The organism is bacterium (genome assembly GCA_035281585.1).
Classification (GTDB): domain Bacteria; phylum UBA10199; class UBA10199; order DSSB01; family DSSB01; genus DATEDP01.
The window spans coordinates 15988-38136 of sequence record DATEDP010000112.1; the positions used below are offsets into that span (position 1 = coordinate 15988).

Annotated in this window: 20 protein-coding genes; 10 read left to right on the forward strand and 10 right to left on the reverse strand. The window is 61.8% G+C overall.

The window, feature by feature from the left end:
* Positions 1-39 precede the first annotated feature (39 nt).
* The 4 genes from VJR29_09175 (at position 40) to VJR29_09190 (ending at position 5334) form a co-directional block, all read left to right on the forward strand.
* Positions 40-624, forward strand: coding sequence for a TIGR00730 family Rossman fold protein (locus tag VJR29_09175; GenBank protein ID HKY63578.1), 585 nt, complete (start codon positions 40-42; stop codon positions 622-624).
* Positions 625-749: 125 nt separating this feature from the next.
* Entirely contained in the window at positions 750-1349 is a 600-nt protein-coding gene (locus VJR29_09180) for a NifU family protein (GenBank protein ID HKY63579.1), read from the forward strand.
* A 15-nt stretch (positions 1350-1364) separates the two neighbouring features.
* On the forward strand, positions 1365-3104 hold the full coding sequence (locus tag VJR29_09185; protein HKY63580.1) for a glycoside hydrolase family 15 protein: 1740 nt from the start codon (positions 1365-1367) through the stop codon (positions 3102-3104).
* A gap of 13 nt (positions 3105-3117) precedes the next feature.
* The gene (locus VJR29_09190) at positions 3118-5334 is read left to right on the forward strand and encodes a bifunctional alpha,alpha-trehalose-phosphate synthase (UDP-forming)/trehalose-phosphatase (protein HKY63581.1); all 2217 of its coding nucleotides are present in this window, start codon (positions 3118-3120) and stop codon (positions 5332-5334) included.
* On the opposite strand, the gene VJR29_09195 is transcribed toward VJR29_09190, so the two are convergent.
* On the reverse strand, positions 5314-5820 hold the full coding sequence (locus tag VJR29_09195; GenBank protein ID HKY63582.1) for a hypothetical protein: 507 nt from the start codon (positions 5818-5820) through the stop codon (positions 5314-5316). The two genes, VJR29_09190 and VJR29_09195, sit on opposite strands and share 21 nt — an antisense overlap.
* A gap of 20 nt (positions 5821-5840) precedes the next feature.
* On the opposite strand from VJR29_09195, the gene VJR29_09200 reads away from it, so the two are divergent.
* From VJR29_09200 to VJR29_09210, 3 genes are all read left to right on the forward strand, one after another.
* Positions 5841-7007, forward strand: a complete 1167-nt coding sequence (locus tag VJR29_09200; protein ID HKY63583.1) for an aminotransferase class V-fold PLP-dependent enzyme — start codon at positions 5841-5843, stop codon at positions 7005-7007.
* Positions 7004-9301 carry a mechanosensitive ion channel domain-containing protein gene (locus VJR29_09205; protein HKY63584.1) on the forward strand — a complete coding sequence of 766 codons (2298 nt, stop codon included), beginning with the start codon at positions 7004-7006 and terminating at the stop codon, positions 9299-9301. The genes VJR29_09200 and VJR29_09205 overlap by 4 nt, the downstream gene beginning before the upstream one ends.
* A gap of 183 nt (positions 9302-9484) precedes the next feature.
* Positions 9485-11659 carry a hypothetical protein gene (locus VJR29_09210; protein HKY63585.1) on the forward strand — a complete coding sequence of 725 codons (2175 nt, stop codon included), beginning with the start codon at positions 9485-9487 and terminating at the stop codon, positions 11657-11659.
* Between the two features lie 50 nt (positions 11660-11709).
* On the opposite strand, the gene VJR29_09215 is transcribed toward VJR29_09210, so the two are convergent.
* The 6 genes from VJR29_09215 to VJR29_09240 are packed head-to-tail and all read right to left on the reverse strand — an operon-like array spanning position 11710 to position 14615.
* On the reverse strand, positions 11710-12594 hold the full coding sequence (locus VJR29_09215; GenBank protein HKY63586.1) for an SDR family NAD(P)-dependent oxidoreductase: 885 nt from the start codon (positions 12592-12594) through the stop codon (positions 11710-11712).
* 18 nt (positions 12595-12612) lie between these two features.
* Positions 12613-12951 (reverse strand): putative Ig domain-containing protein, encoded by a 339-nt coding sequence (locus VJR29_09220; protein ID HKY63587.1) that lies wholly within the window; start codon positions 12949-12951, stop codon positions 12613-12615.
* Positions 12952-12982: 31 nt separating this feature from the next.
* Positions 12983-13594 (reverse strand): hypothetical protein, encoded by a 612-nt coding sequence (locus VJR29_09225; protein HKY63588.1) that lies wholly within the window; start codon positions 13592-13594, stop codon positions 12983-12985.
* Between the two features lie 23 nt (positions 13595-13617).
* Entirely contained in the window at positions 13618-13860 is a 243-nt protein-coding gene (locus VJR29_09230) for a hypothetical protein (protein HKY63589.1), read from the reverse strand.
* A gap of 10 nt (positions 13861-13870) precedes the next feature.
* Positions 13871-14236, reverse strand: coding sequence for a hypothetical protein (locus VJR29_09235; protein ID HKY63590.1), 366 nt, complete (start codon positions 14234-14236; stop codon positions 13871-13873).
* Between the two features lie 19 nt (positions 14237-14255).
* A complete protein-coding gene (locus VJR29_09240) occupies positions 14256-14615 on the reverse strand; it encodes a hypothetical protein (GenBank protein ID HKY63591.1) in 360 nt (119 codons plus the stop codon).
* 107 nt (positions 14616-14722) lie between these two features.
* Between VJR29_09240 and VJR29_09245 the strand changes: the two genes are divergently transcribed.
* Both VJR29_09245 and VJR29_09250 read left to right on the forward strand, forming a co-directional pair.
* Positions 14723-15715 (forward strand): HD domain-containing phosphohydrolase, encoded by a 993-nt coding sequence (locus VJR29_09245; protein ID HKY63592.1) that lies wholly within the window; start codon positions 14723-14725, stop codon positions 15713-15715.
* A gap of 6 nt (positions 15716-15721) precedes the next feature.
* The gene (locus tag VJR29_09250) at positions 15722-16714 is read left to right on the forward strand and encodes an NAD-dependent epimerase/dehydratase family protein (GenBank protein HKY63593.1); all 993 of its coding nucleotides are present in this window, start codon (positions 15722-15724) and stop codon (positions 16712-16714) included.
* A 63-nt stretch (positions 16715-16777) separates the two neighbouring features.
* Here VJR29_09250 and VJR29_09255 read toward each other — a convergent pair whose 3' ends face one another.
* Positions 16778-18895, reverse strand: coding sequence for a hypothetical protein (locus tag VJR29_09255; protein ID HKY63594.1), 2118 nt, complete (start codon positions 18893-18895; stop codon positions 16778-16780).
* A 193-nt stretch (positions 18896-19088) separates the two neighbouring features.
* On the opposite strand from VJR29_09255, the gene VJR29_09260 reads away from it, so the two are divergent.
* Positions 19089-19844 carry a carotenoid biosynthesis protein gene (locus VJR29_09260; GenBank protein HKY63595.1) on the forward strand — a complete coding sequence of 252 codons (756 nt, stop codon included), beginning with the start codon at positions 19089-19091 and terminating at the stop codon, positions 19842-19844.
* 125 nt (positions 19845-19969) lie between these two features.
* Here the strand turns inward: VJR29_09260 and VJR29_09265 are convergent, their stop codons facing one another.
* Together VJR29_09265 and leuB are read right to left on the reverse strand one after the other, a co-directional pair.
* Complete coding sequence (locus tag VJR29_09265; protein ID HKY63596.1) at positions 19970-20992, reverse strand: aspartate-semialdehyde dehydrogenase; 1023 nt, start codon at positions 20990-20992, stop codon at positions 19970-19972.
* Between the two features lie 38 nt (positions 20993-21030).
* Entirely contained in the window at positions 21031-22113 is a 1083-nt protein-coding gene (gene leuB / locus VJR29_09270) for a 3-isopropylmalate dehydrogenase (protein HKY63597.1), read from the reverse strand.
* Between the last annotated feature and the right edge of the window lie 36 nt (positions 22114-22149).

Consider the following 22149-nt stretch of genomic DNA (forward strand, 5'->3'; position numbering starts at 1 on the left):
TAACCCTCCCCTTACAAAGGGGAGGGAAAGAGAGTCCTGATGCTTCAACGGCTCTGTATCTTCTGCGGCTCCAGCCCCGGCAATTCTCCGGCTTTCCAACAAGCGGCGGAGAACTTGGCCGAAACCATGGCCCAGTCCGGCATCGGCCTGGTGTACGGCGGCGCCCAAGTCGGCCTGATGGGCTCGATCGCCGACGCCTGCCTGAAGCGCGGCGTCGAGGTCGTCGGCATCATTCCCGGAGCGCTCTTTCCCCGGGAAATTCCTCACCAGGGCTTGACCCAGCTCCACGTCGTCGATTCAATGCACGAGCGGAAGCAAAAGATGTATGAGCTCTCCGACGCTTTTGTCGCCCTGCCCGGCGGAATCGGAACCTTGGAAGAGCTCTTCGAAATCCTCACCTGGGGGCAGCTCGGCCTCCACGCCAAGCCCTGCGGCCTGCTCAACGTCCAAGGCTATTACGACAAGATGCTCGAATTCCTCGACGGCGCCGTCGGCCACGGCTTTCTCAAGGCCAAGCACCGGGCGCTTTTGCTGTCGGACCCCGAGCCGGCCCGGCTTCTGAAAAAGCTGCAGGAATATCGGCCACCTGCGGGGACAAAGTGGATAGAGAAAGGGGAAACGTGACGAAAAGGTCATTCTGAGGCCCGAAGGGGCCGAAGAATCTCATACCCACCAAGGCAGTCGCAGCTCCTTCGCTGGCGCTCAGGATGACACGTTGACAAAGCTCCTCGCCTTTGCGAGAAAAAAACATGACTAAAATTAAGCTCAGCGACAATGCCAAGACCAAGATCCGTTCCCTGCTCAAGGACAAGGATCCCCGCACCTGGGGCGTGATGATCCCGGATCAGGCCGGCACCTACATTCACCTGCCGCTGATCGATCTTTCGACCCTCCCTTCGATCGAAGAGGTCCAGTTCATCGAAGACCTCAAGGTCGTCCTCGACCGCAGCGGCGAAGAGGTCGAGGAGGTCGCGGTCGATTTCGTCGACGGCGGGGTCCTCTCCAGCGTTTTCGAGGTCAAAGCGATCAAGCCCCAAGGGCCGGCGGCCGGCAAGCTCAACTCGGCCGATCCGGCGGTGGCCAAGATCCTCGAAGTTTTGGAAAAAGAGATCAATCCGGCCATCGCCAGCCACGGCGGCTACGCCAAGCTCCTCGATTACAAGGACGGCAAGGTTTATCTCTTCATGGGCGGCGGCTGCCAAGGTTGTCATGGTGTCGACGCCACGCTCAAGATGGGCATTGAAACTCGGCTGCGGGAGGTCGTCCCCGAAATCAGCGGCATCATCGACCAAACCGACCATGCGGCCGGAACCAATCCTTATTTCACCGCGGCGGGTCACGGTCACTAAGCTCGGTATCGCAGCATGCGTTACGGCATCATCGGCAATTGCAAGAGCGCCGCTCTCGTTCATGAGTCAGGAAGCGTCGACTGGTGCTGCCTGCCGAACTTCGATCACCCCTCGGTCTTCGCCCGAATCTTGGATGATGCCGGCGGCCACTTCGCCATCCGGCCCCGGGGCCTGAAGTCGGCCCGCCAGAGCTACGTTTCCAACTCCAACATCCTGGAAACCCGCTTCGAGACCTCGGAGGGTGGCTTCGCCGTCTGGGATTACATGCCGCGCTACCAAGTCGGCCATCGCTACCACCACCCGCCGGAGATCCACCGCCGGCTCATTCCCTTGGACGGGCGGCCCAGCTTCAAAGTCGAATTCTTCCCGCGCCTCAATTACGCCCAAGGCGAGACGATCGTCGAAAAGGGCGAGCACGGGCTGCGGGCCCATCAGGGTCCCGAGGACGTTTTCCTCGATTCGAGCCTGTCGGCCGAGGGGATCTTGGGCGGCGAAACCTTCACCCTCGAAAAAGAAGAGTTTCTATCGCTCGGCTATCACGAGCGGCTCAAGCCGCCGACGGTCGAGGAAATCCGCCGCGAGTGCGAGGCCACCCAGGCCTATTGGCAGAACTGGTCCAATCGTTGCCGCCTTCCCTCGGTGGCGCCGGAAGCGGTTCTTCGCTCGGCGCTGACCCTCAAGCTGATGACCTTCGAGGAGAGCGGGGCCATTATCGCCGCTCCGACCACCTCCCTGCCCGAGGAGCTGGGAGCCGGACGGAACTGGGACTATCGCTACTGTTGGCTGCGCGACTCCTCGTTGATGCTGGAAGCGCTCAAGAGCATCGGCCATTTCGAGGAAGCCCGGGCTTTCCTTCGCTTCCTTTTCCGGATCCTCGAGAGCAAGCAGAGCAAGATTCAAATCCTCTACGGAATCGACGGCCGGACCCGGCTCGATGAATTCATCCTGCCGCATCTCAAGGGCTACCAGGGCAATGGACCGGTCCGGGTCGGGAACCTGGCCTCGATTCAAAAGCAGAACGACATCTTCGGCGAGGTGCTCAACGCCCTCTACCTCTATTACCTCCACTACCGCTTCGAGGACATCGGCCACGAGGAATGGGCCATGGTGAAGTTTCTCGCCGACACCACCGCCCGGGAATGGGCCGGCGAGGACGCCGGGATCTGGGAATACCGCCAACGCACCGCCCACTTCACCTTCTCCAAGCTCCTCTCCTGGGCCGGCCTCGACCGCGGGGCCCAATTCGCCGCGGCCCTCGGCAAGAAGGGCAAAGCCGCGCTCTACGGTGAGCAAGCCGCCGCGGTGCGGAAAAACATCGAAGCCGAAGGCTGGAACCCGCGGGTCCAGGCCTACACTCAAATCTACGGCTCTTCCGACTTGGACGTGAGCATCCTCAAGATGAACACCCTCGGCTTCGTCGGCGAAAAGGATCCGCGCTGGATTTCGACAGTCCAGCGCTGCGCCGAAGGCCTGCTTCAGGGCGATTTCGGATTCCGCTATACCGCGCCCGACGACTTCGGAAAGCCCAAAAGCTCCTTCATCTTGGCCACCTTCTGGATCGCCAAGGCCTTGTCATCGATCGGCGAGCGGAAGCGGGCCCGCGATCTTTTCGAGAAAACCCTTGCACGATCCAATCATTTAGGTCTTCTTTCAGAAGACATCGATCCCCAAAGCGGAAATCTGCTGGGCAATTTCCCCCAGGCCTTTTCCCACATGGCCCTGATCAACACCGCGAACGAACTGGCCAAGGCCTAGAGAAAAAAACGAAATGCGACTGATCATCGTCTCCAACCGGCTGCCGCTCACGGCGGCCCGTCAAGGCTCGGGCGTCGAGCTCAAACGGAGCATCGGCGGCCTCTCGACCGGCTTGAGCTCCTATCTGGAGTCCTACGAGCGGGCCAGCCAGCGCTTCGAGGAAAAGCTCTGGATCGGCTGGGCCGGACCCGGCTTAGCCGAAGGCGACCCCGAGCTTCTCCGCCGTTTCGCCGAGCACGAAGCCCATCCGGTTTTTCTCAGCGAGGAGTCGATCGAGAATTTCTATCAAGGCTTCTGCAACAAGACGATCTGGCCCCTCTTTCATTTCTTCCCGGGCTACGCCCGCTTCGAATCCGCATATTGGCCCGACTACATTCGAATCAACGAACGATTCGCCCAAGCCGTCCTCGAAAAAGCCCGGCCCGGTGACTCCGTCTGGATCCACGACTACCATTTGATGCTTTTGCCGGAGCTGCTCCGCCGGGAGCGGCCCGGCCTTTCGATCGGATTCTTCCTCCACATCCCCTTTCCTTCCTTCGAGATATTCCGGCTGCTGCCCGGGCGCTGGCGGGAGGCGATTTTGCGGGGAATGCTCGGCGCCAATCTGATCGGTTTCCACACTTACGATTACACTCAGGCCTTCCTGCGCTGCGTCCTGCGGCTACTCGGCTACGAGCACCGCCTCGGCCGGATCCTCGCCGACTCTCGGCTGATCAAGGTCGATACCTTCCCGATGGGTATCGATTTCGACCGCTTCCAAGAAACCGCCTTGGGCGAGGCCGCCCGCGAAGAAAAGCGCAAGGTCCTAGCCGCGGCCCGCAAGCGCAAGATCCTACTCTCGGTCGACCGCCTCGACTACACCAAGGGCATCCTGCAAAGGCTCCAAGGCTTCGAGGACTTCCTGGAGAAAAACCCGTCCTGGCGCAAGCGGGTCAACCTGATCCTGGTCTTGGTGCCCTCGCGGATCGGCATTGAGCTATACGACGAGATGAAGCGCAGCATCGACGAGAACATCGGACGGATCAACGGTCGCTTCGGCAGCCCCGATTGGACGCCGGTGCTCTACGAGTACCGGGCCAAATCGCTGGTCGAGCTGACCGCCCTCTATTCGGCGGCCGACGCCGCCCTCATTACCCCGCTGCGCGACGGCATGAACCTGATCGCCAAGGAATATCTGGCCAGTCGCGAAGACGAAACCGGAGTGCTGATTTTGAGCGAGATGGCCGGCGCCTCCCAGGAGCTGGGCGAGGCCCTGCTGGTGAACCCTTATTCGCGGGAGGAAATCTCCGAAGCGATCCGCAGCGCCCTTGAGATGTCGGAGTCCGATCAAATCGCCCGGAATAGGCCGATGCGGCGCCGCTTGCAAGACTTCACCATTTTCCGCTGGGCCGACGATTTCCTGACCAAGCTGGCCGAGGCCGGGCTGGAGCAGCAGAAACAGGACGCCGTTTTCCTTTCAGCCGCCGACCGCGGTCGGGTGCTGCTGGATTTTCGGCAAGCCCGACGCCGCCTCCTGCTCTTGGATTACGATGGGACCCTGGTGCCCTTGGTCCGGCGTATCGGCGAGGCCTCGCCCCGCCCGGAGCTGGTCCTGCTGCTCGGCAAGCTGGCCAGCTTGCCGAATACCGAGACGGTGGTGGTCAGCGGGCGGCCTCGCGAGATCCTCGATCGGTGGCTGGGCGGTCTGCCCTTGGCCTTGGTCGCCGAGCACGGCGCCTGGCATCGGCGGGTCGGCGACGAGTGGCGGCCGCTCAAGCCGCTCAAAGCCGAGTGGAAGAAATCCCTCAAGCCGCTGCTCCAAGTCCACGTCGACCGGCTACCCGGCTCCTTCGTCGAGGAGAAGGAGTTCTCACTGGCATGGCACTATCGGGCGGCGGCTCCCGAGCTGGCTCAGGTTCGGATGAAGGAGCTGCTCGACGACTTGGTCCAATGGACCGCCAAGGCCGAAATTCAAGTGCTGCAGGGAAACAAGGTCGTCGAGCTGCGCAACGCCTCGCTCAGCAAGGCCGACGCCGCCTTGTCCATCGTCGCCAAGAATCCCTACGATTTCATCCTGGCCATCGGCGACGACAGCACCGACGAGGACCTTTTCCGGGGACTCCCGGGAAATGCTTATTCCATGCGTATTGGCGAGGCACCGACCCTGGCGCGTTTTAACCTGCGAAGCTACTTGGACGCGCTGGACCTGCTAAAAGACATGGCCAAAGCCTTACCAATTGACCCCGTTTAAGGGACAACCTTCGCATTTCGGCTCGGCCCGGCAAAATTCTCGGCCCACTCGGTCCAAGAGCCCGTGAAATTCGCGGTAGCGCTCGGCGTCAGCCGGCAAAAAGCCGGCGATCTCCTGTAGCTCCTCATAGCCGCTCTCCTCGGCGGCCAGAGCATGGCGGGTGAAAACCCGGTAAGAATGGACGTCGATGGCGAAAACCGGGTGACCCAAAACATGAAGCAAGATCGCGTCAGCGGTCTCGACGCCGATGCCTTTCAGGCCGAGCAGCTCGGCCCGAAGCTTGGCGGTGGGCTCGGCGGCCATCCGGGCCGGATCGCCGCCGTAATTCTCCTGGAGAAAACGCCGGAACGCTTCGGCGGTTTTCTTGGCCGGGATCGCCCGGGCCATGGCTTCGGCCAGGCTCCGGCCGAAACCGCGCTGAGACCCGTACCACGCCGTCAAGCGCCTTTGGATCTCCTCCAAAATTTGCGTGGATTTCAGGCTCAAGACATGCTCCCATCCGGGGGATGCCAGCCCTCGACCCCACCGAAGTGCGGCGCTACCGCGAGCTCTTCCCCGTCACTCGACATTGGATCTACCTCAACCATGCCGGCGTCGGTCCGATCAGCCGGCGGGTCGCCGAAGCCGTCGAAGCCTACAACCGGGAGGCGCTGGAGCATGGATATACCCGGGGCGCGGCTTGGCACAAGCGGATCGAAGAAATTCGGAGCGCCTGCGCCAAGCTGATCGGCGCCTCGGCTTCGGAGCTGGCCTTCGTCAAAAATACCTCTCATGGCCTCTCGCTGGCGGCCCGGGGCCTGAACCTCGGCGAAGGCGACGAGGTCCTCATCGGCCAGCTCGAGTTCCCGGCCAACGTTTACCCTTGGATGGCCCTCGAAAAGCAAGGCGTCGTCCTCAAGAAGATCCCGGCCTCGAACGGAGCCCTCGATCTCGACCGGCTGGCCGATTTGATGACCGAGCGGACCAGGGTTCTGTCATTGAGCACGGTGGCTTACGGAACCGGCTATCGGCTTCCGCTGGCCGATATCGGAAAGCTCTGCCGGGACCTCGGCGTTTTCTTCGCGGTCGACGCCATTCAAAGCCTCGGCGCTTTTCCCATCGACGTCGAGCGCGACTACGTCGACTTCCTTTCCTCCGACGCCCACAAATGGCTGCTCGGACACGAAGGGATTGGAATCGTCTACGTCGGCAAAGCCTGGATCGACCGGATCGAGCCGATCCTCCTGGGCTGGAACAGCGTCGTCGGCTGCCTCGATTTCGACCGGATCGATTTCCATCTCAAAGCCGACGCCCAACGCTTCGAGGAAGGCAGCCCCAACGGCCTTTCGATCTACGGTCTCGGCGGATCGGTCGAGCTCCTGCTCGAAATCGGCATCGAAAGGATCGCGGCCCGCATTCTGGGGCTCACCGAAATCCTCATCGCCGGCCTCCAGAAATTGGACTGCATTCTCCAGACTCCGCTCGAGCCGAGGCTGCGCTCGGGCATCGTCAGCTTTCGGCTTCCCGGCGACGCCGGCAACCGCCGCTTGATCCAGCTCGAGCGCCACCTCTACGAAAACGGAATTTATGCCGCGATCCGCGCCGGCGGACTGCGCCTTTCGCCCCACTTCTACAATACCGAGGAAGAAATGGACCGTGTGATCGAAACGATTGGCGAGGGCTTGAAGCGATGAAGCGGCTCTGGCTCCAGCTTCTCACCCTCGCCGCCCTGACCGTGCCGACCGCTGCGGCCCAAGCCGTTTTTCCCTTCGATCTCGCCAAGGGGACCGGGGGGACAGCGGAGAGCGCTCCCAGCGAAGCCAAAAAGCCGCCGGAAGAAGCCGAAGTCGTGAAGGCCCGGGACCTGGTCCTGGCCGAACAGCAGCAGGTCGAGCAGATTTTGGCCGGCCCGGCCGACAGCCGGCCGGATATAGACACTCAATACTTTCAGGCCCGGCTGCAAAACCTGGAACGTCTCGGCGTCGTCTACAGCGAGCTGCTCGATGCCTTCGGCAGCCTCAAGAAGGTTCAGGGCCGGATCCAAGGCCTCGGGCCGCAGCTCGAGGCTTGGCGGGCCGGCACTCCGCCCAAGGACTTCGTCGCCAACTTCGCGACCCTGGATAAGCTCCAAGGTCAGGCCGTTGAATACGAGAAGAACCTCAAAGCCCGAAACCAAGTTTACAAGGCCCGGCAAGAGGCCTTGGAGGAGGCCAAGGCCGGCTACGAAGAAGCCGAAGCCAAGCGTCGGCAGGCCAAAGAGGAGGCCGAGGTCGCCAGCGATCCCGACGACAAGACGGTCAAGGACCATCTCCTGAGCTTGGCCCAGCTGAACAGTCGGGCCGCCGCCGCCCTGGTCCAGCTCCGCGAGCTCGAGCTGCAGGTCTCCAAGGGCTACCGCGAATTGAGCGACAAGCAGCGCGAGCTCACCACCCTTCAGACCGCCTATCTCGAAAAGCGGGTGGCCTTCGATCAAAGCGCCTTGGACATCGAGCTGAACGCGATTCGGGATGAAAAAGGCAAGCTGATGGAGGGCATCGCCCGAAACCAGAAAGCCCTGGTCGAAGCCGGCAGCGAGTACGTCAAAGCCCGCAAGCGGCTGGACGGCACGCCTCAGCCGCCGCCGGCCTTGACCGAGGAAGTCGAAGCCCGCCGGCTCGAGCAAAACCTGCTCGAGCAACAGGTCGATTTCGCCGCCAACCGGATCAAGCAGCTCAAAGAGCGGGAAAACATGTGGAAGCTGCGTTTCAAGCTTCTCTCGAACAAGGCCAGCCGCTCCGAAATCGAAACCTGGGAGACGCTCACCCGCCAATCGCTGGAACAGCTCAGCCGCGAGGAGGACCTCCTCAGCCTTCGCTTGAATTCGACGAGGAACTCGCTGGTCGAGGTTCAGGACAAGCTCTCCTCCGATGCCTCCGCCGACCCGGCCACCCGGGATTGGCTGAAGCGGCAGCAGGACTTTCTCGGCCGCAGCCTGGAAGAGCTCCAAACTTATCAAGCCGCCCTGTTCGTCTCCAAAAGCTTCGAGGAAAAATTCCTCTACGAGCAGGAGAAGAAAGTCGCCCATGTCAGCTGGGGCGAGCGCCTGGCCGGGCTTTGGGACGACTTTCTCCGCTTTTGGAATTTCGAGGTCAGCTCGGTCGACGACTCCCCGATCACGGTCGGGAAAATCATCGTCGCCTTGATTTTGGTTCTCTTCGGGACCCTGTTGGCCCGGCGAATCAGCCGGATGCTGGCTGAAAAGGTGCTGCCTCGCTTCGGCATCGCCTCGGGCGTGGCCGCGGCTCTCCGAACTCTCTGCTTTTATCTGCTCTTCCTCTTCTTCTTTATCGTGGCCCTGAACGTGGTTCGGGTGCCCCTGACCATTTTCGCGGTGCTCGGCGGCGCCGTCGCCATCGGCATCGGCTTCGGCAGCCAAAACCTGATGAACAACTTCATCAGCGGCCTCATCCTCTTGATCGAGCGGCCGATCAAGGTCGGCGACATCATCCAAATGGAATCGACCACCGGCACGGTCGAGCATATCGGCGGCCGCAGCACTCAGATCCGCACTCCCGACAACACCCAGCTCATCATCCCCAACAGCTCCTTTCTTGAGAAGCCGGTGGTGAATTGGACCCTCTCCGACGACTTGGTCCGCAACGCGATCCGGCTGGGGGTGGCCTACGGCTCCTCGACCCGCAAGGTCGCCGAGCTCCTCAAGAAAGCCGCCGACAGCCACGGCAAGGTGCTGAAATCGCCGGCTCCGGTCGCCAACTTCAGCGACTTCGGCGCCGACGCCCTGATTTTCGACCTCCTTTATTGGGTGAGGATGCGCTCGCTCAGCGAGCGGCGCGAGATCGACAGCGACCTCCGCTTCATGATCGACAACCTCTTCCGGGAAGCCGACATCACCATCGCCTATCCCCAGCGCGACATCCATCTCCACACCTCGGCGCCGCTCGAGTTCAAAATTTCCGGCCCGCCGGAGAAAAAGGAATTGCCAGAATGAGGCATTGAGTCCAATATGGTTCTCGCAGGGTTAGCAGGCTCCTTAGGAGAGAGGAGGGCCGGCGCCCGTGCACATCTGACCTGAAATAAATTCTTTTCCTTCATTCACCGAAAATACATCCGGGTAAGAGCTGAAAGGAGCGCTTTCATGTATCGTGCTTGTCCGCGCATACGTCGTGCTTTCGTGTGCCTCTTGACCCTGGGCTGCAGCTTTGCGGCCTTTTCATACTCTCCCACCGCCTTCTCGGCCGACGGCAGCGGCAGCGCCGTGGTCACCCCCGACACCGCGGCCGCCGGAACGGCCGGCAACGATTTCTCCTTCGTCTATACGGCCGAAGAAGACATGGGCGACGGGGCCGTCCTTTGGACCGCTCCCGATCCTTGGCCCGACCCCAATCCCGGCAACACCACCGTCACCGTGGTCGACGGAATGACCGGCGAAGTCATAGATACCTTGGACGCGGATCCGCCGACCGGATGGCAAGACGATTTCGTCGGCGTCCTGGCCCCGCTTTGCGGGCTCTTGGGCGTGGTCTGCGACCTGGATCTTTCGACCGCCTCGAGCGACCCCTATGCCGGCAGCGGCAACCTCCACGCCGACTTCGGCTTGGCCAACATCGCGGCCCTCGGCTCGGCCCGGATTTACTTCAACTTCGGCTCGGCCCAAGACTGGTCCGGTTACACCCACTTGAGCTTCTATACCCGGGCCGACGGGTTGGCTCTCGCCAACGTGATCAGCGGAGGTTCGCTTGAAATCTCGGAATCGACGAATCTCGGCGGCAGCCCGGCCACCTATCCCTTAAGCTCTTTCATCCTGAACGTCTCGCTGCTGCAAAACGGCGATTGGACCCAGGTTTTGGTCGATTTGACCTCGGCGGCCGCCTCGACTCGCAACGCCGTTCGCAGCTATGGCTTCGTCTTCGACGACTTGATCGGGGTCAACGTGACCGGCGACATCGAGTTCGACCACGTCATGGCCGGCCCGGCCGACCCGATCTTCTCGGGCAACACCGTCACTCAGAACCTCTTGTTCCTGGATCAAGGCGGCACCGTGACCTTCGACTACGTCAACGTCACCACTCCGGCCGCTCCCGGCACCTACACCTTCACGACCCAACAGAAGGTTGATTCCTCGGGAACCTTGACCGCAATCGCCGATTCACCGACCATCGAGCTTCTCGTCGAAACCGATTGCAACAACGACGTCGATGACGACGGCGACGATCAAGCCGACTGCGCCGACGCCGACTGCGCCGCCAGTCCCTTCTGCCAGCCCGAAACCAATTGCACCAACGACATCGACGACGACGATGACGGCGACCAGGATTGCCAGGACAGCGATTGCGCCTCCAATCCGGCCTGCATCGAGTCCAACTGCACCAACGGCCTGGACGATGACGAAGACACCGAGATCGACTGCGACGACACCGATTGCACCGGAAGCCCGAATTGCCTGCCCGAAACCAACTGCACCAATGACCTTGACGATGACGGCGACGACGACGTCGATTGCGACGACGCCGACTGCGCCGCCAACCCGGCTTGCATCGAAACCAACTGCGTGAACGGCCAGGACGACGACGGCGATGGCCAGGCCGACTGCGCCGACACCGATTGCGCGGACACGCCGGCCTGTCCCGACTCCGAGACCAGCTGCAACAATGAGATCGACGATGATCGGGACGGGCCGGTGGATTGCGCGGATTCGGACTGCGCCGCCAATCCGGCCTGCACCGATCCCGACGATGACGACGACGGCGACGGCGAGCCCAACGGCGAGGACAACTGCGTCACGGTGCCCAATCCCGACCAAGCCGACCGCGACGGCGACGGCATCGGCGACGCCTGCGACAGCGTCATCGATCAGGACATCGACGAGGACGGCGGCAAGGAGCAGGCTCACGACCAGAACGGCGACCAATGCTTCGGCGACCTCTTCTTCGATCCCGACGGCTCCTCCGACGATTGTCTCCGGATCGACGGGAACGACGACCAGTGCGCCGACTTCTTCATCGACACCAACGGCGACGGCTGCGCCGACCGCTGCCCCGAGCTCTACTGGAATCCGAGCGACGGCGTGCTTGACGAGATCTCGGAGCGGCCCTTGGATATCGACGGCGACGGCGACGAGGAGCTGGTCTGCGCCTATGACTCCAACGGCGACGGCGAGGACGACAGCTTCGTCGAAACCACTCCCGACGGCCCTCAAGTCGGCGGCGAAGGCGGCGGTGGCTCCAATCCCTTCGCGCTCAGCGGCTCGGGATGCGGCCTAACCGCGACGCGCGCGGCCCTGCCCGGGGCCGGCTTCGGCTGGCTCGGCTTGGCCCTATGGGCGCTCCGGGCCCGTCTCCGAAGGTGATTCCTTCCGCTAAACCAAAAGCCCCGGCGAGAGATCGCCGGGGCTTTTTTTTACGAAAAGAGCTTGGCCGAGGCTTCCATCAAATTGGCCAGGGGAAGGGCCGACTCCAGGTCGGTGATCCGCTCCAAATTGGCGGCGATTTCGTCGATGCTCCAGCCGCCCGCCGGCGCCTTCCAGCCCTGGCTCTCGACGATGGCCGCCCGGGCCACTCGGCCGGCGCCCACTGCCCAGCATTGCCCGCTCACCGCGCAGGCCCGGCTGGCAAAATAAGCGACGACCGGCGACACCTCCCGCGGATCGAGTCGCTCCAGAATTTCAGGCGGCAGGATTCCCTCGGTCATCCGGCTACGGGCCATCGGCGCGATGGCATTGAGCTTGATCCCGAACTTAGCGCCCTCCTCCTTCAGCGCGTTCATCAGGCCGACCAAGCCGAGCTTGGCCGCGGCGTAATTGCTCTGACCGAAATTGCCGTAGAGCGCCGAGGCGCTGGTGGTGAAAACCACCCGGCCATAGCCCTGGGAACAGAAAGTCTCCCAAGCAGCCTTGGTGACGTGGCGGGAGCCGTCCAGATGAACCGCCAAGACCTGCGCCCAATCGGCGACGCTTTGCTTGCGGAAGGTCACGTCGCGAAGAATTCCGGCGTTATTGACCACGGCGTGGAGGCCGCCGAGCTCTCGCCGGGCGGTCTCCACCATGGCATCGGCACCGGCCTCGGTCTCGACCCCATGAAAGTCGGCAAGGGCTTCGCCGCCTTGGGCCCGGATCAACTCCACCGTCTCTTCGGCCGGCCGGGCGGCCCCACCGCTGCCGTCGACCGCCAAGCCCGGGTCGTTGACCAAGACTCGAGCCCCGAGCGAGGCCAGGAGCAAGGCGTGAGACCGGCCCAAGCCGCCGCCGGCGCCGGTGACGAGGACCACTTGATCGAGGAAAGGCAGGTCGGTCATGACTGGTTTTTAGCGCTGGACGGATTCGGAGTCCACTTCGACCGAATAGGATTTTTGCAAAACCCGGCCGCTGGTTTCGGTGAGGCGCAGGGTGAAATCGAAATGTCCGGCTTCTTCGGGAACTCCCTGGACCGTGCCGTCGGATTCGACGTGCATCCCGGCGGGAATTTCGCCTTCGATCAACTCGACGCTTTTGAGAGGCTGGCTATGGGGAGTTCCGATCACGACGACGAGGCCGCCCTCCTCGATGTCCCCGGTATTCCATGAGACAAACCACACTAAGTCGGAGCCGCAGGCCGGAGCCAGCAGGAGGAGCGCCCAAAGCAAAAACCGCAGGGGGCCTTTCACCCTTTTATTGTAGAGCCGCGGGCCCGAGGGCTCAAGAGATCGCCGTCGAAGGGAGAGGTTCGGGCGCCGAGCCCGGGTTTTGGAGAAAACGGCCGAGATTTCCGACAGCTACCGAGGCCGCGACATAAAGCCAAGGGAGCCAGGAGGCGACGCCGTAAAAATTGTCTTTCGGGCTCAGATAGACGTAGGCTCGCTGTTGCACCAGGTAGATCTCGACGGCGCAGCCAACGGCGGCGGTCAGGGCGGCCAGCAGGAGGCCCTGCCAGGTCCGATCGGCGGCCCACCAGAGCAGCATGGCCGCGGCCGCAATCGTGATGTCGAGCGAGGAGCCGGTTTCCAGCGGCGCGAAGGCCGACATCGCGTAGATGCCGAGGAAGGCGGCGATCCCGAAAATGACGCCGGCGATCCCGCGCGAGCCGCGGCGGCCGAGTGGAGCGCCGAGCCACCGGTCCATTTGGGGGTGGCTCAAGCCGATCGCCAGCCCCGCCGCTCCGAAGAGCAAAGGCACCCAGTACGGCTGCTTGCCGAAGTAAAAGGCGTAAACTCCGGACGGATAGGCGGTGGTTTCGGAAATGACGTGGAACCAATCGCCCAAGGGGCCAAGCGTCGCGCCCAAGACGAACAGTATCAGCACCCTCGACATAGGACCCCTCCTGTCGCGATGATTTAGCCGGCCGCCGGCGCCGCTTCGGCCGCCGCGCCTTTCCGTGACTTCAGCCAAGCTTCATAATGAGCGTCGCAGAGCCCGCGCTTGCCCATGGGTTTCTTGCAGCTCTCGTTGCTGCAGGTCTTATAGCGCGGCTTGCCCAGCCCGCCCTGACGCCACTGCTTGTAATGGACATTGCAGTAGCCCTTGGCGCGGTAGGGCCGTTGACAATCCTTGCTTTTGCACTTCTTCGCTTCGCTCATGATTTCCCTTTCAAGGTTGAGAATGAAACAAGCTCTTGGCCTCGGGAGTGACCGGGACCACGCTCATGCGGACCAAGTCGACTTCCCAAACGAAGTTGCCTCCGCCCTGAGGCGGAACCGCCTTCACCAGGACCGTGCCCTGGATCTTGGATTCCAGCCGAGGCTCCCAAAAAAGCCGGTCCGGAGCCACCTGAAAATGCTGAGCTACCTTTTCTTCCAGCGTCAGGGCCTGAGACCCATCGGGCTTGGTCAAGCGGACCGCGTTCACCGCGTGGCGCAGGTCGCTCTGATCGAAGCGATGCTGCAGGTAACTGACCGAGAGAATGCCGACCACCACGACGATCAGGGCACCCAGATATTGAAACGCGGACTTCAAGAAATCATCCTAAGCTACTTTAATTAGAGGACTTTTCCAATATCTTTTCGAGGGCCTTTTTGTCGGCTTCGTCCAACTTTTCGAGCTGAATGGTGCGGGTGTCTTCGGGCTTGGCTCCGCCGGGGCTGGCCTCGGCCTTTTGGGGGGCCTGCTTGGAGGGAAGCTCCGGCTTGAAAACGTCCTCGACCGAAATGTCCTTGCGGATCACGGCCGTGATTCGGGCTGAAACCTCGCGGTACACTTTTTGTACCGGTTCGCTTTGCCAAAGCTCATAGGCTCGCTCCCGCGCGGGACGGCCGCCGATGTTGAGGTTGAGCACCAAGGCGATGACCACGAGGACGCCGGCCAGGGACAGGGCTTTCTTGAGCAAGGAGACCATGCGAGCCGGCTTTATAGACGGTCGTTTGACGCGCCGCAAGACCAATATGGGCGGGCTCGGCCAGCTTTCCCTAGACCCGCTTTCAAGACTTGGTTAGGATTTGAACCATGTCTTTGGACAGCCCTTTCCGCGTCGCTCCGCCGAAAAAGCCCAAGGTCCTGATCGTCGACGATAACCCGACCAACGTCGAGCTCCTGCTGGCCCAGCTTCGGGCCTATCCTTATCAATTGATCACCGCCTCCGACGGCGAGGCGGCCCTGCGCAAGGTCGAGGAGGATCCGCCCGACCTGATCCTGCTCGACCTCATGATGCCCAAGCTCTCGGGCTATGAGGTCTGCCAGCGGATCAAGAGCGACAAGAAGACCCAGCTCATCCCGGTCATCGTGATCACCGCCCTCAAGGAGCTGGAAGACAAGCTCAAGGCCATCGAGATGGGGGCCGACGACTTCCTGATGAAGCCTTTCAACAAGGTCGAGCTGGTGACCCGGGTCAAATCGCTGCTCAAGTTGAAGGAGCTCTACGACGACGTCGACAGCAGCGAGAGCATCATTTTCACCTTGGCCGAGATGCTCGAGGCCAAGGACGTCTACACTCGGGGACATTCCGAGCGGGTGGCCCGCTACGCCACGATGCTGGCCCGGCGGGTCGGATTGAGCGAGATCGACCAGGAGCTGATCCGGCGGGGCGCCCTGCTCCACGACGTCGGCAAAATCGGAGTTCGCGAGATGGTTCTCAACAAGCCGGAAAAGCTCTCCCAGGAGGAGCTGGCCCATATCCGCTCCCATCCGGCGCGGGGCTGCGAGATCTGCAAGACCCTGAAGAGCTTGGCGCCGGTGCTGCCGATCATCCGTCACCACCACGAGCGGGTCGACGGCTTGGGCTATCCCGACGGCGTGAGCGGCCAGGACCTGACCTTGGGCCCCCGCATCGTCTCGATCGCCGATGCCTACGACGCCATGACCAGCAACCGGCCCTATCGCAAGGGCATCCCGCCGGTCGAAGCCCTCAAGATCTTCGAGCGCGAAAAGGGCGGCGGCCAGTGGGACACCGAGCTGGTCGATCACTTCATTCAAATGATCAAATCCGAAACGAGCGCCTGATCCTCCATGAAAATCCTCGTCACCGGAGCCGGCGGACTCATCGGCTCGCACATCGTCGAAGAGCTCGCCAAGCAGGGGATCCCGCTGCGCGCGGCCTACCGTCCCGGTGAGGTTCCGGAGCAAGCCGACAGCGAATTCATGATCGACGGCCTCGAAACCGAGGCCATCGGCTTGAACCTCAACGACCGTAACGCCGTGTTCCAGGCGGTGAAAGATTGCCAGATGGTCTTTCACGCCGAATACCTCTGCTCCTTCGACTCGAGCGACAAGGGCCTGCTCCAAGCGATCAACGTCGAGGGCACCAAAAACATCATGGAAGCTTCGCTGCACCATGGAGTGGAAAAGGTCGTCCACACCTCGGGCATGGAGACCCTGAAGGCGGCGCCGGGACAGGACACGATTCGCGAAACCGACGGCGTCACCTTGGAAGAGCTAAAAACCGATTTCGAGCGCAGCCGCTACCAAGCCGAACGCGAGGCCATCCGCTTCAAGCAGCAAGGCCTGCCGCTGGTCATCGTCCATCCCACGGTCTGCCTCGGCACCCGCGACCGCGAACCCACTCTTTTCGGCAACTACCTGCGGCGCTACCTCGAGGGCCGGACTCATTTCTATCTCGACACCGGCCTCAACTTGGTCGACGTGGTCGACGTCGCCAAGGGCCATCTCCTTGCCGCCAAGCGGGGCCAAGTCGGCGGCCGCTACATCTTGGGGAACCAAAACGTCTACATGCTGGAATTGTTGCGCAACCTCGAGGCGATCAGCGAGGTGGCCGCTCCGACCACCGCCCTGCCCTTCGGCTTCGCCAAGCTCGGCAATGCCCTGGTCCGGGGAATCCTTCGCCGGCGCGGAGGCTTGCCCACGCCCTTGATCCAGCGGCTGCGCCAGCCGCTCTTCTTCGACTCGACCCTGGCCCGGGAGGAGCTGGGCATGCCCCAGAGCAACGTCTGGGAGGCTCTGCGCCGCCACCTCATCGATTTAAAGACGATATACGGGATTTGAGGAGAACGGGGCTGAAGCCCCTCGCTACAAGAGTCGTAGCAAGGGGCTTCAGCCCCGCCTCTTTTAACGGCAGGCCGGCGAGTCGATGCACTCCCTCAGCTGACAGCATAGCCCGGGGTCGGCTTCGCAGATCGGCACTCCGGGCTCCTTCTCCGGACATTGCTCGGCCAATTTGGGCAACACCTCGAAAGTGTAGACGCTGCTTCCAACGACGCGCCCGCTGGAATCGACGGCTTCGACTTCAATGGCCGCGGCTTCGGCGGTGGCCGATTGATGGCCGGCCTCGAAAATCACCTTGACCGGCGTCGCGACCGCCGCCGTGTACTCGACGTCCGGAATCACGAGTCGATCGCAAGGCGGATTTCCGCATCGGACCACCGTTTCACCGTAGGCAACTTGGACCAGCGAAACCTCGACTTCCTGCTTCGGCACATAGACGGTGGTGGTCGCCGATTGATTCCCGGCGGTGTAATTGTTTCCCTCGAATTCGGCTTCGGCCGGCTCGGCCTGGGCCACCTGGGTTGGATTGCCCTCGAAAGGCACCAGCTCGAAACCGCCGGGGACCAGCTTGGCGATCACGCCGATCGTCGATTTCACGCTGACGGTTCCGGTGTCGACGATGAAGTCGGAATCGATCTGGAGGTCCTCCCGCAGGCGATCGCCTTTCAACTGGGGCGTGAGCTCGATGGAAACTTGGTTCGTGCCGGCCTGAAAGACGATCTTGTCGCATTTGAGATCGAAGCCGCCGTCGGCCCGCTTGGTGACAATGCAATCGCGGGTGATGTCCCGGTCATCCTGCTTGACGGTGCCGGCTTCGACTTCGACGGTGTTGGGCCCAACGGTCGCGTAGACCTTGGTTTGAACGGTGGCGGTGGCCGACTGGATGGTGTCGACCGTGTAATAGACGGTCTGGACGGTGGCCGCCGGGAACTCGGCGCTGCTGTAAGTCGCGGTGACCTTGGGAGCCTCGGGCCGAACGGTGGCCGTCGTGTGGACGGTGGACACCGCCTCGACCGTGTTGTCCGACCTCACGGTGGCGGTGGTTTGGATGGTGCCGGCCGCGGTGTACTCGGTCTCGGTTTCGACGGTCATGGTCTCGCCGGCTTTCAGCTCGGTGACCGCGACGTAAACGGTGTTGTCGCGGATCTCATAGGTTCCCTTGGAAACCGTCACCGCGGTGTATTGAGCCGCGCCGCCGTCGGACGAGGAGAGCTTGAACTCCATTTGGACGTTGGTGACGGCGACATAACTTTCGTTGCTGACGGTGTAGGTGGCCTTGACTTTGTCGGCGACGTAAACTTCCTGAGGCTGCTGCGACAGATCGACGTTGGCGGCTTGGGCGACCTGGGTCACGAAAGTGAGCTCGGCTTCGTTGTTGACGACGTGGCGATCGCTCAACTCGATGGCGGTGGCCGCGACGACGTCGTTGCCGCCGGTGGAGCTGAGGTAACCCTCCACCTTCACCGTGATCACGGCGGCGGCTTCGACGCTGCCATATTTGAACTCGATTCCCTGGTCGATAGTTGTGGCCGTGACTCCTGAGCTTGGCAGGACGACGTTCAAGAGGACGAAATGATCGGGCAAGCTCAATTGAACCTTGGTATCGACCGTGGCTTCGGGCCCCAAGTTGCTCAGGCTAAGCTCGAAGCTCGTCAACTCCCCGACCTTGGGCTCGTTGGGCACGACCTTGAGGTCAACCGTCACATCGGAGCCGAATTCACCGAGGCTTAGGTGGCCGGCGGTGGCGAAGGGACCGGCCTTGGAAAAGTACATCGCGCCTTCGGCGATGATTTCCGAGCTGACGACAAAAACCGTCTTGAGGCTTCCGGCGCTCTGCTCGGTGTCGATCTTGAGCCCGGTACGGGTCTTTTCCAAAGCCAAGTTGGGATTGAGAGCCTGGGTAGCCGCCAAGTCAAGGCTGGCGGGATCGAGCTCGACGATCCAGTGACTCAGATCCTTGCATCGGATGCCATCGGCACTGTATTCGACCTTGGAATCGAGGGCCGAGGTGACGATTCCGTTGGAACCGACGGTTTCATCGACCAAGGTGACGGAGTGGCAATTGGCGGTCCAAGCGGAGGGAAGCTTGGTTCCTCCGGCCTCGGCCGGCGAAGCGCCCAGCGAAATGAAACTGAACAGAGTGAGGGCAAAGGCAACACGGCCCCATCGAGGAAAGCGCATACAGCCTCCTTCAAAGGAAGAGTCGGAATTGAAGATGTGAGGAAGGCCGTGCCCCCCAGGACCATTCCCCTTAACCCATACTTAGTCTATGGCCGCGATGTTATGCCGCCCATTCGATAAGTCAATAGTTATGTACAGAGTTTTGTCGGTAAATTTTATTTACCGGTGAGATTTGACGCATTAAGGGAACGCGATGTTCGCCTCGATTTTTCACACGATTACCGAGCGTTGGTACGTTGCGCTCTTCCTGATCTCTTACCTCGCCATGGCTTCCTATCACTGGGGTTGGAAGCGAACTTTGAAGTTCCTGGTTTTGGGATATCTCATCGCCTGGGCCTCAGAGGCTTCCTCGATTCGTAATGGATTTCCCTACGGCGACTATTCCTACCGTTATGAAAACATGAAGGGAGAGATTTTCCTCTACGGCGTCCCGGTCTGGGACTCGGTCTCCTACGTTTTCCTGAATTTCGCCGGCTGGATGACGGCTTTGGCCCTGCGCAGCCGCTGGAACCGCTACACGCCCCTACCCGACCTCCATCGCTCGTGGAAAACGGTCCTGCTCGGCGCCTTCCTCACCATGCTCCTCGACATCGTGATCGATCCGGTCGCCAACATGGGCGAACGCTGGTTTTTAGGCGATATCTACTACTACCCGCACGGCGGCTGGTATTTCGGGGTTCCCTGGACGAACTTCGCCGGCTGGTTCTTGGTGGGCCTCGCGATTCAGGGGTCTTTCCTGCTGGTCGACGACCTGGAAGGCGTTCCCAAGAAGGCCGCCAGCGTCCTGCTGGGCGTGGGGCTCTTCCTCGGGGTCTACTTGTTCAACCTCGGGATCACGGTTTACTTGAAAGAATGGAAGTTGGCGGCGGCCTCGGCCGGCTGGGGCATCCTGCTCCTGGTGCTCGCTGCCCAGCGAGGCAGCCGGAAAAACTTGCGCGATTTAATCTAATCCCCCCTTTGAAAAAGGGGGGCCAGGGGGGATTTAAAGCCGCGGCAACCACAAGAGCCGCAATTCAAATGCAGCCCCTTCTAAATCCCCCCTACCCCCCTTTTTCAAAGGGGGGTTAAGAGCTTTTACAGATAGTCCTTGATCAGGATCTCCGCGATCTGCACCGCGTTGGTCGCGGCGCCCTTGCGGATGTTGTCGGCGACGATCCACATGTTGAGGCCGTTGGAAACCGACTCGTCGTCGCGGATTCGGCCGACGAAGACCTCGTTGCGGTCGACGCAGTCGATGGCCAGCGGATACTGATTGTGGGCGACGTCGTCCTTGACCACGATGCCCGGCGACTTCTCGAGCAAGGCTCGGGCCTCGCGGGCGCTGAGCTTCTTCTCGGTCTCGACGTTGACGCTCTCGCTGTGGCCGGCGAAGACCGGGACCCGGACGCAGGTCGCGGTGACCTGGATCGAGTCGTCGTTCATGATCTTCTTGGTCTCGTTGACCATCTTCATCTCTTCCTTGGTGTAGCCGTTGTCGAGGAAGACGTCGATGTGGGGCAGGCAGTTGAAGGCGATCCGGTGGGGAAACTTCTTTACCTGCATCTCCTGACCGGTGAACAGGGCCTTGGTCTGCTCGGCCAGCTCGTCCATCGCCCGCTTTCCGGCTCCGCTGGTGGCCTGGTAGGTCGAGACGACGATCCGCCGGATTTTGGCTTGGTCGTGGATCGGCTTCAAGGCCACCACCATCTGGATGGTCGAGCAATTGGGGTTGGCGATGATACCGAGCTTCTTGTGCTGAGCGATGGCCTCGGGGTTGACCTCGGGGACCACCAGCGGCACTTCGGGATGCATCCGGAAGGCCGAAGTGTTGTCGACCACCACCGCGCCGGCTTGGGCCGCGATCGGAGCGAAGCGTTCGCTGATCGTGCCACCGGCCGAAAAGAGCGCGATGTCGACATCCTTGAAGGAGTTGGCGTCGAGGACCTCGACCGGGACTTCCTTGCCCTTGAACTCGAGCTTGGTGCCGAGGCTCCGCTCGCTGGCCAGGAGGCGCAGCTGATCGATCGGGAAATTCCTCTCCTCGAGGACTTCGAGCATGGCGTTGCCCACCGCTCCGGTGGCGCCGACGACGGCGACGTTGTATTTTTCCTTTTTCATGGTCCTTCTCCGGGCGGCCGCAAGGGCCGCCCCTACAACTAATAACTGTTTTTCAGCTCGGCCAAAATAGCCTGGCCGGCGGCTTGGGTCGAGGCCTTGGCCTCGCCGGGCTTGGCGATGTCGGCGGTGCGGAGACCGGCCTCTAGTACTTTCTCGACCGATTTTTCAATCTTTTGCGCGCTTTCCTTCTTGCCGAAGGTCAAGTCGAGCATCATCGCCGCCGAGAGGATGGTGGCGATGGGGTTGGCCACGCCCTTGCCGGCGATGTCGGGAGCGCTGCCGTGGATCGGCTCGTACATGCCCTTCTTCGAGGAGGCCAGGCTGGCCGAGGGCAGCATCCCGATCGAGCCGGTCAGCATTGCGGCCTCGTCGCTCAGGATGTCGCCGAAAAGATTGCCGGTGACGATCACGTCGAACTGCTTGGGGTAGCGCACCAGCTGCATCGCGCAGTTGTCGACGTACATGTGCTTGAGCTCGACGTCGGGATAGGACTTGCCGAGCTGGGTGACGACCTTGCGCCAGAGCTCGGTCGTCTCGAGGACGTTGGCCTTGTCGATGCTGGTCACTTGCTTGCGGCGGCCGCGGGCGACCTCGAAGGCCAGCTTGGCGATGCGCTCGATCTCGTGGGTGGTGTAAACCATCGTGTTGACGCCGCGCTCCTGGCCGTCGGCCAGCTTCTCCACCCCCTTGGGCTTGCCGAAATAAATGTCGCCGGTCAGCTCGCGCAGCACCATGATGTCGATGCCTTCGATCACCTCGCGCTTCAGTGAAGAAGCGTCGACCAATGCCGGGTAAACCTTGGCCGGGCGGAGGTTGGCGAAAAGACCGAGCTCGCTGCGCAGGGCCAAAAGCGCCCGCTCCGGCCGCACCGAGTAGTCGAGCTCCTCCCACTTGGGCCCGCCGACCGCGCCCAAGAGGACGGCGTCGGCAGCCTTGGCCAAATTCAAGGTCGCCTCGCTGAGCGGCTTGCCGTGGGCGTCGTAGGCGCAGCCGCCGACCAAGTCGTTTTCGAACTCGAGGCCCAACTTTTCCTGCTGGTTGACGAAGTCCAGGATCTTGACCGTTTCGGCCATCACCTCGGGCCCGATGCCGTCGCCGGCGAGAACTAAGATCTTTGTCATCTTTTCTTTCTTACCCTCCCCTTTGTAAGGGGAGGG

What these genes read in the sequence shown, in the direction of transcription:
- VJR29_09205 (HKY63584.1), top strand. Translation starts at nt 7,004, where the DNA reads ATGAAGCGGCTCTGGCTCCAGCTTCTCACCCTCGCCGCCCTGACCGTG.
- VJR29_09250 (HKY63593.1), top strand. Translation starts at nt 15,722, where the DNA reads ATGAAAATCCTCGTCACCGGAGCCGGCGGACTCATCGGCTCGCACATC.
- VJR29_09265 (HKY63596.1), bottom strand. Translation starts at nt 20,992, where the DNA reads ATGAAAAAGGAAAAATACAACGTCGCCGTCGTCGGCGCCACCGGAGCG.
- VJR29_09260 (HKY63595.1), top strand. Translation starts at nt 19,089, where the DNA reads ATGTTCGCCTCGATTTTTCACACGATTACCGAGCGTTGGTACGTTGCG.
- VJR29_09240 (HKY63591.1), bottom strand. Translation starts at nt 14,615, where the DNA reads ATGGTCTCCTTGCTCAAGAAAGCCCTGTCCCTGGCCGGCGTCCTCGTG.
- leuB (HKY63597.1), bottom strand. Translation starts at nt 22,113, where the DNA reads ATGACAAAGATCTTAGTTCTCGCCGGCGACGGCATCGGGCCCGAGGTG.
- VJR29_09180 (HKY63579.1), top strand. Translation starts at nt 750, where the DNA reads ATGACTAAAATTAAGCTCAGCGACAATGCCAAGACCAAGATCCGTTCC.
- VJR29_09185 (HKY63580.1), top strand. Translation starts at nt 1,365, where the DNA reads ATGCGTTACGGCATCATCGGCAATTGCAAGAGCGCCGCTCTCGTTCAT.
- VJR29_09200 (HKY63583.1), top strand. Translation starts at nt 5,841, where the DNA reads ATGCCAGCCCTCGACCCCACCGAAGTGCGGCGCTACCGCGAGCTCTTC.
- VJR29_09245 (HKY63592.1), top strand. Translation starts at nt 14,723, where the DNA reads ATGTCTTTGGACAGCCCTTTCCGCGTCGCTCCGCCGAAAAAGCCCAAG.
- VJR29_09255 (HKY63594.1), bottom strand. Translation starts at nt 18,895, where the DNA reads ATGCGCTTTCCTCGATGGGGCCGTGTTGCCTTTGCCCTCACTCTGTTC.
- VJR29_09225 (HKY63588.1), bottom strand. Translation starts at nt 13,594, where the DNA reads ATGTCGAGGGTGCTGATACTGTTCGTCTTGGGCGCGACGCTTGGCCCC.
- VJR29_09230 (HKY63589.1), bottom strand. Translation starts at nt 13,860, where the DNA reads ATGAGCGAAGCGAAGAAGTGCAAAAGCAAGGATTGTCAACGGCCCTAC.
- VJR29_09175 (HKY63578.1), top strand. Translation starts at nt 40, where the DNA reads ATGCTTCAACGGCTCTGTATCTTCTGCGGCTCCAGCCCCGGCAATTCT.
- VJR29_09190 (HKY63581.1), top strand. Translation starts at nt 3,118, where the DNA reads ATGCGACTGATCATCGTCTCCAACCGGCTGCCGCTCACGGCGGCCCGT.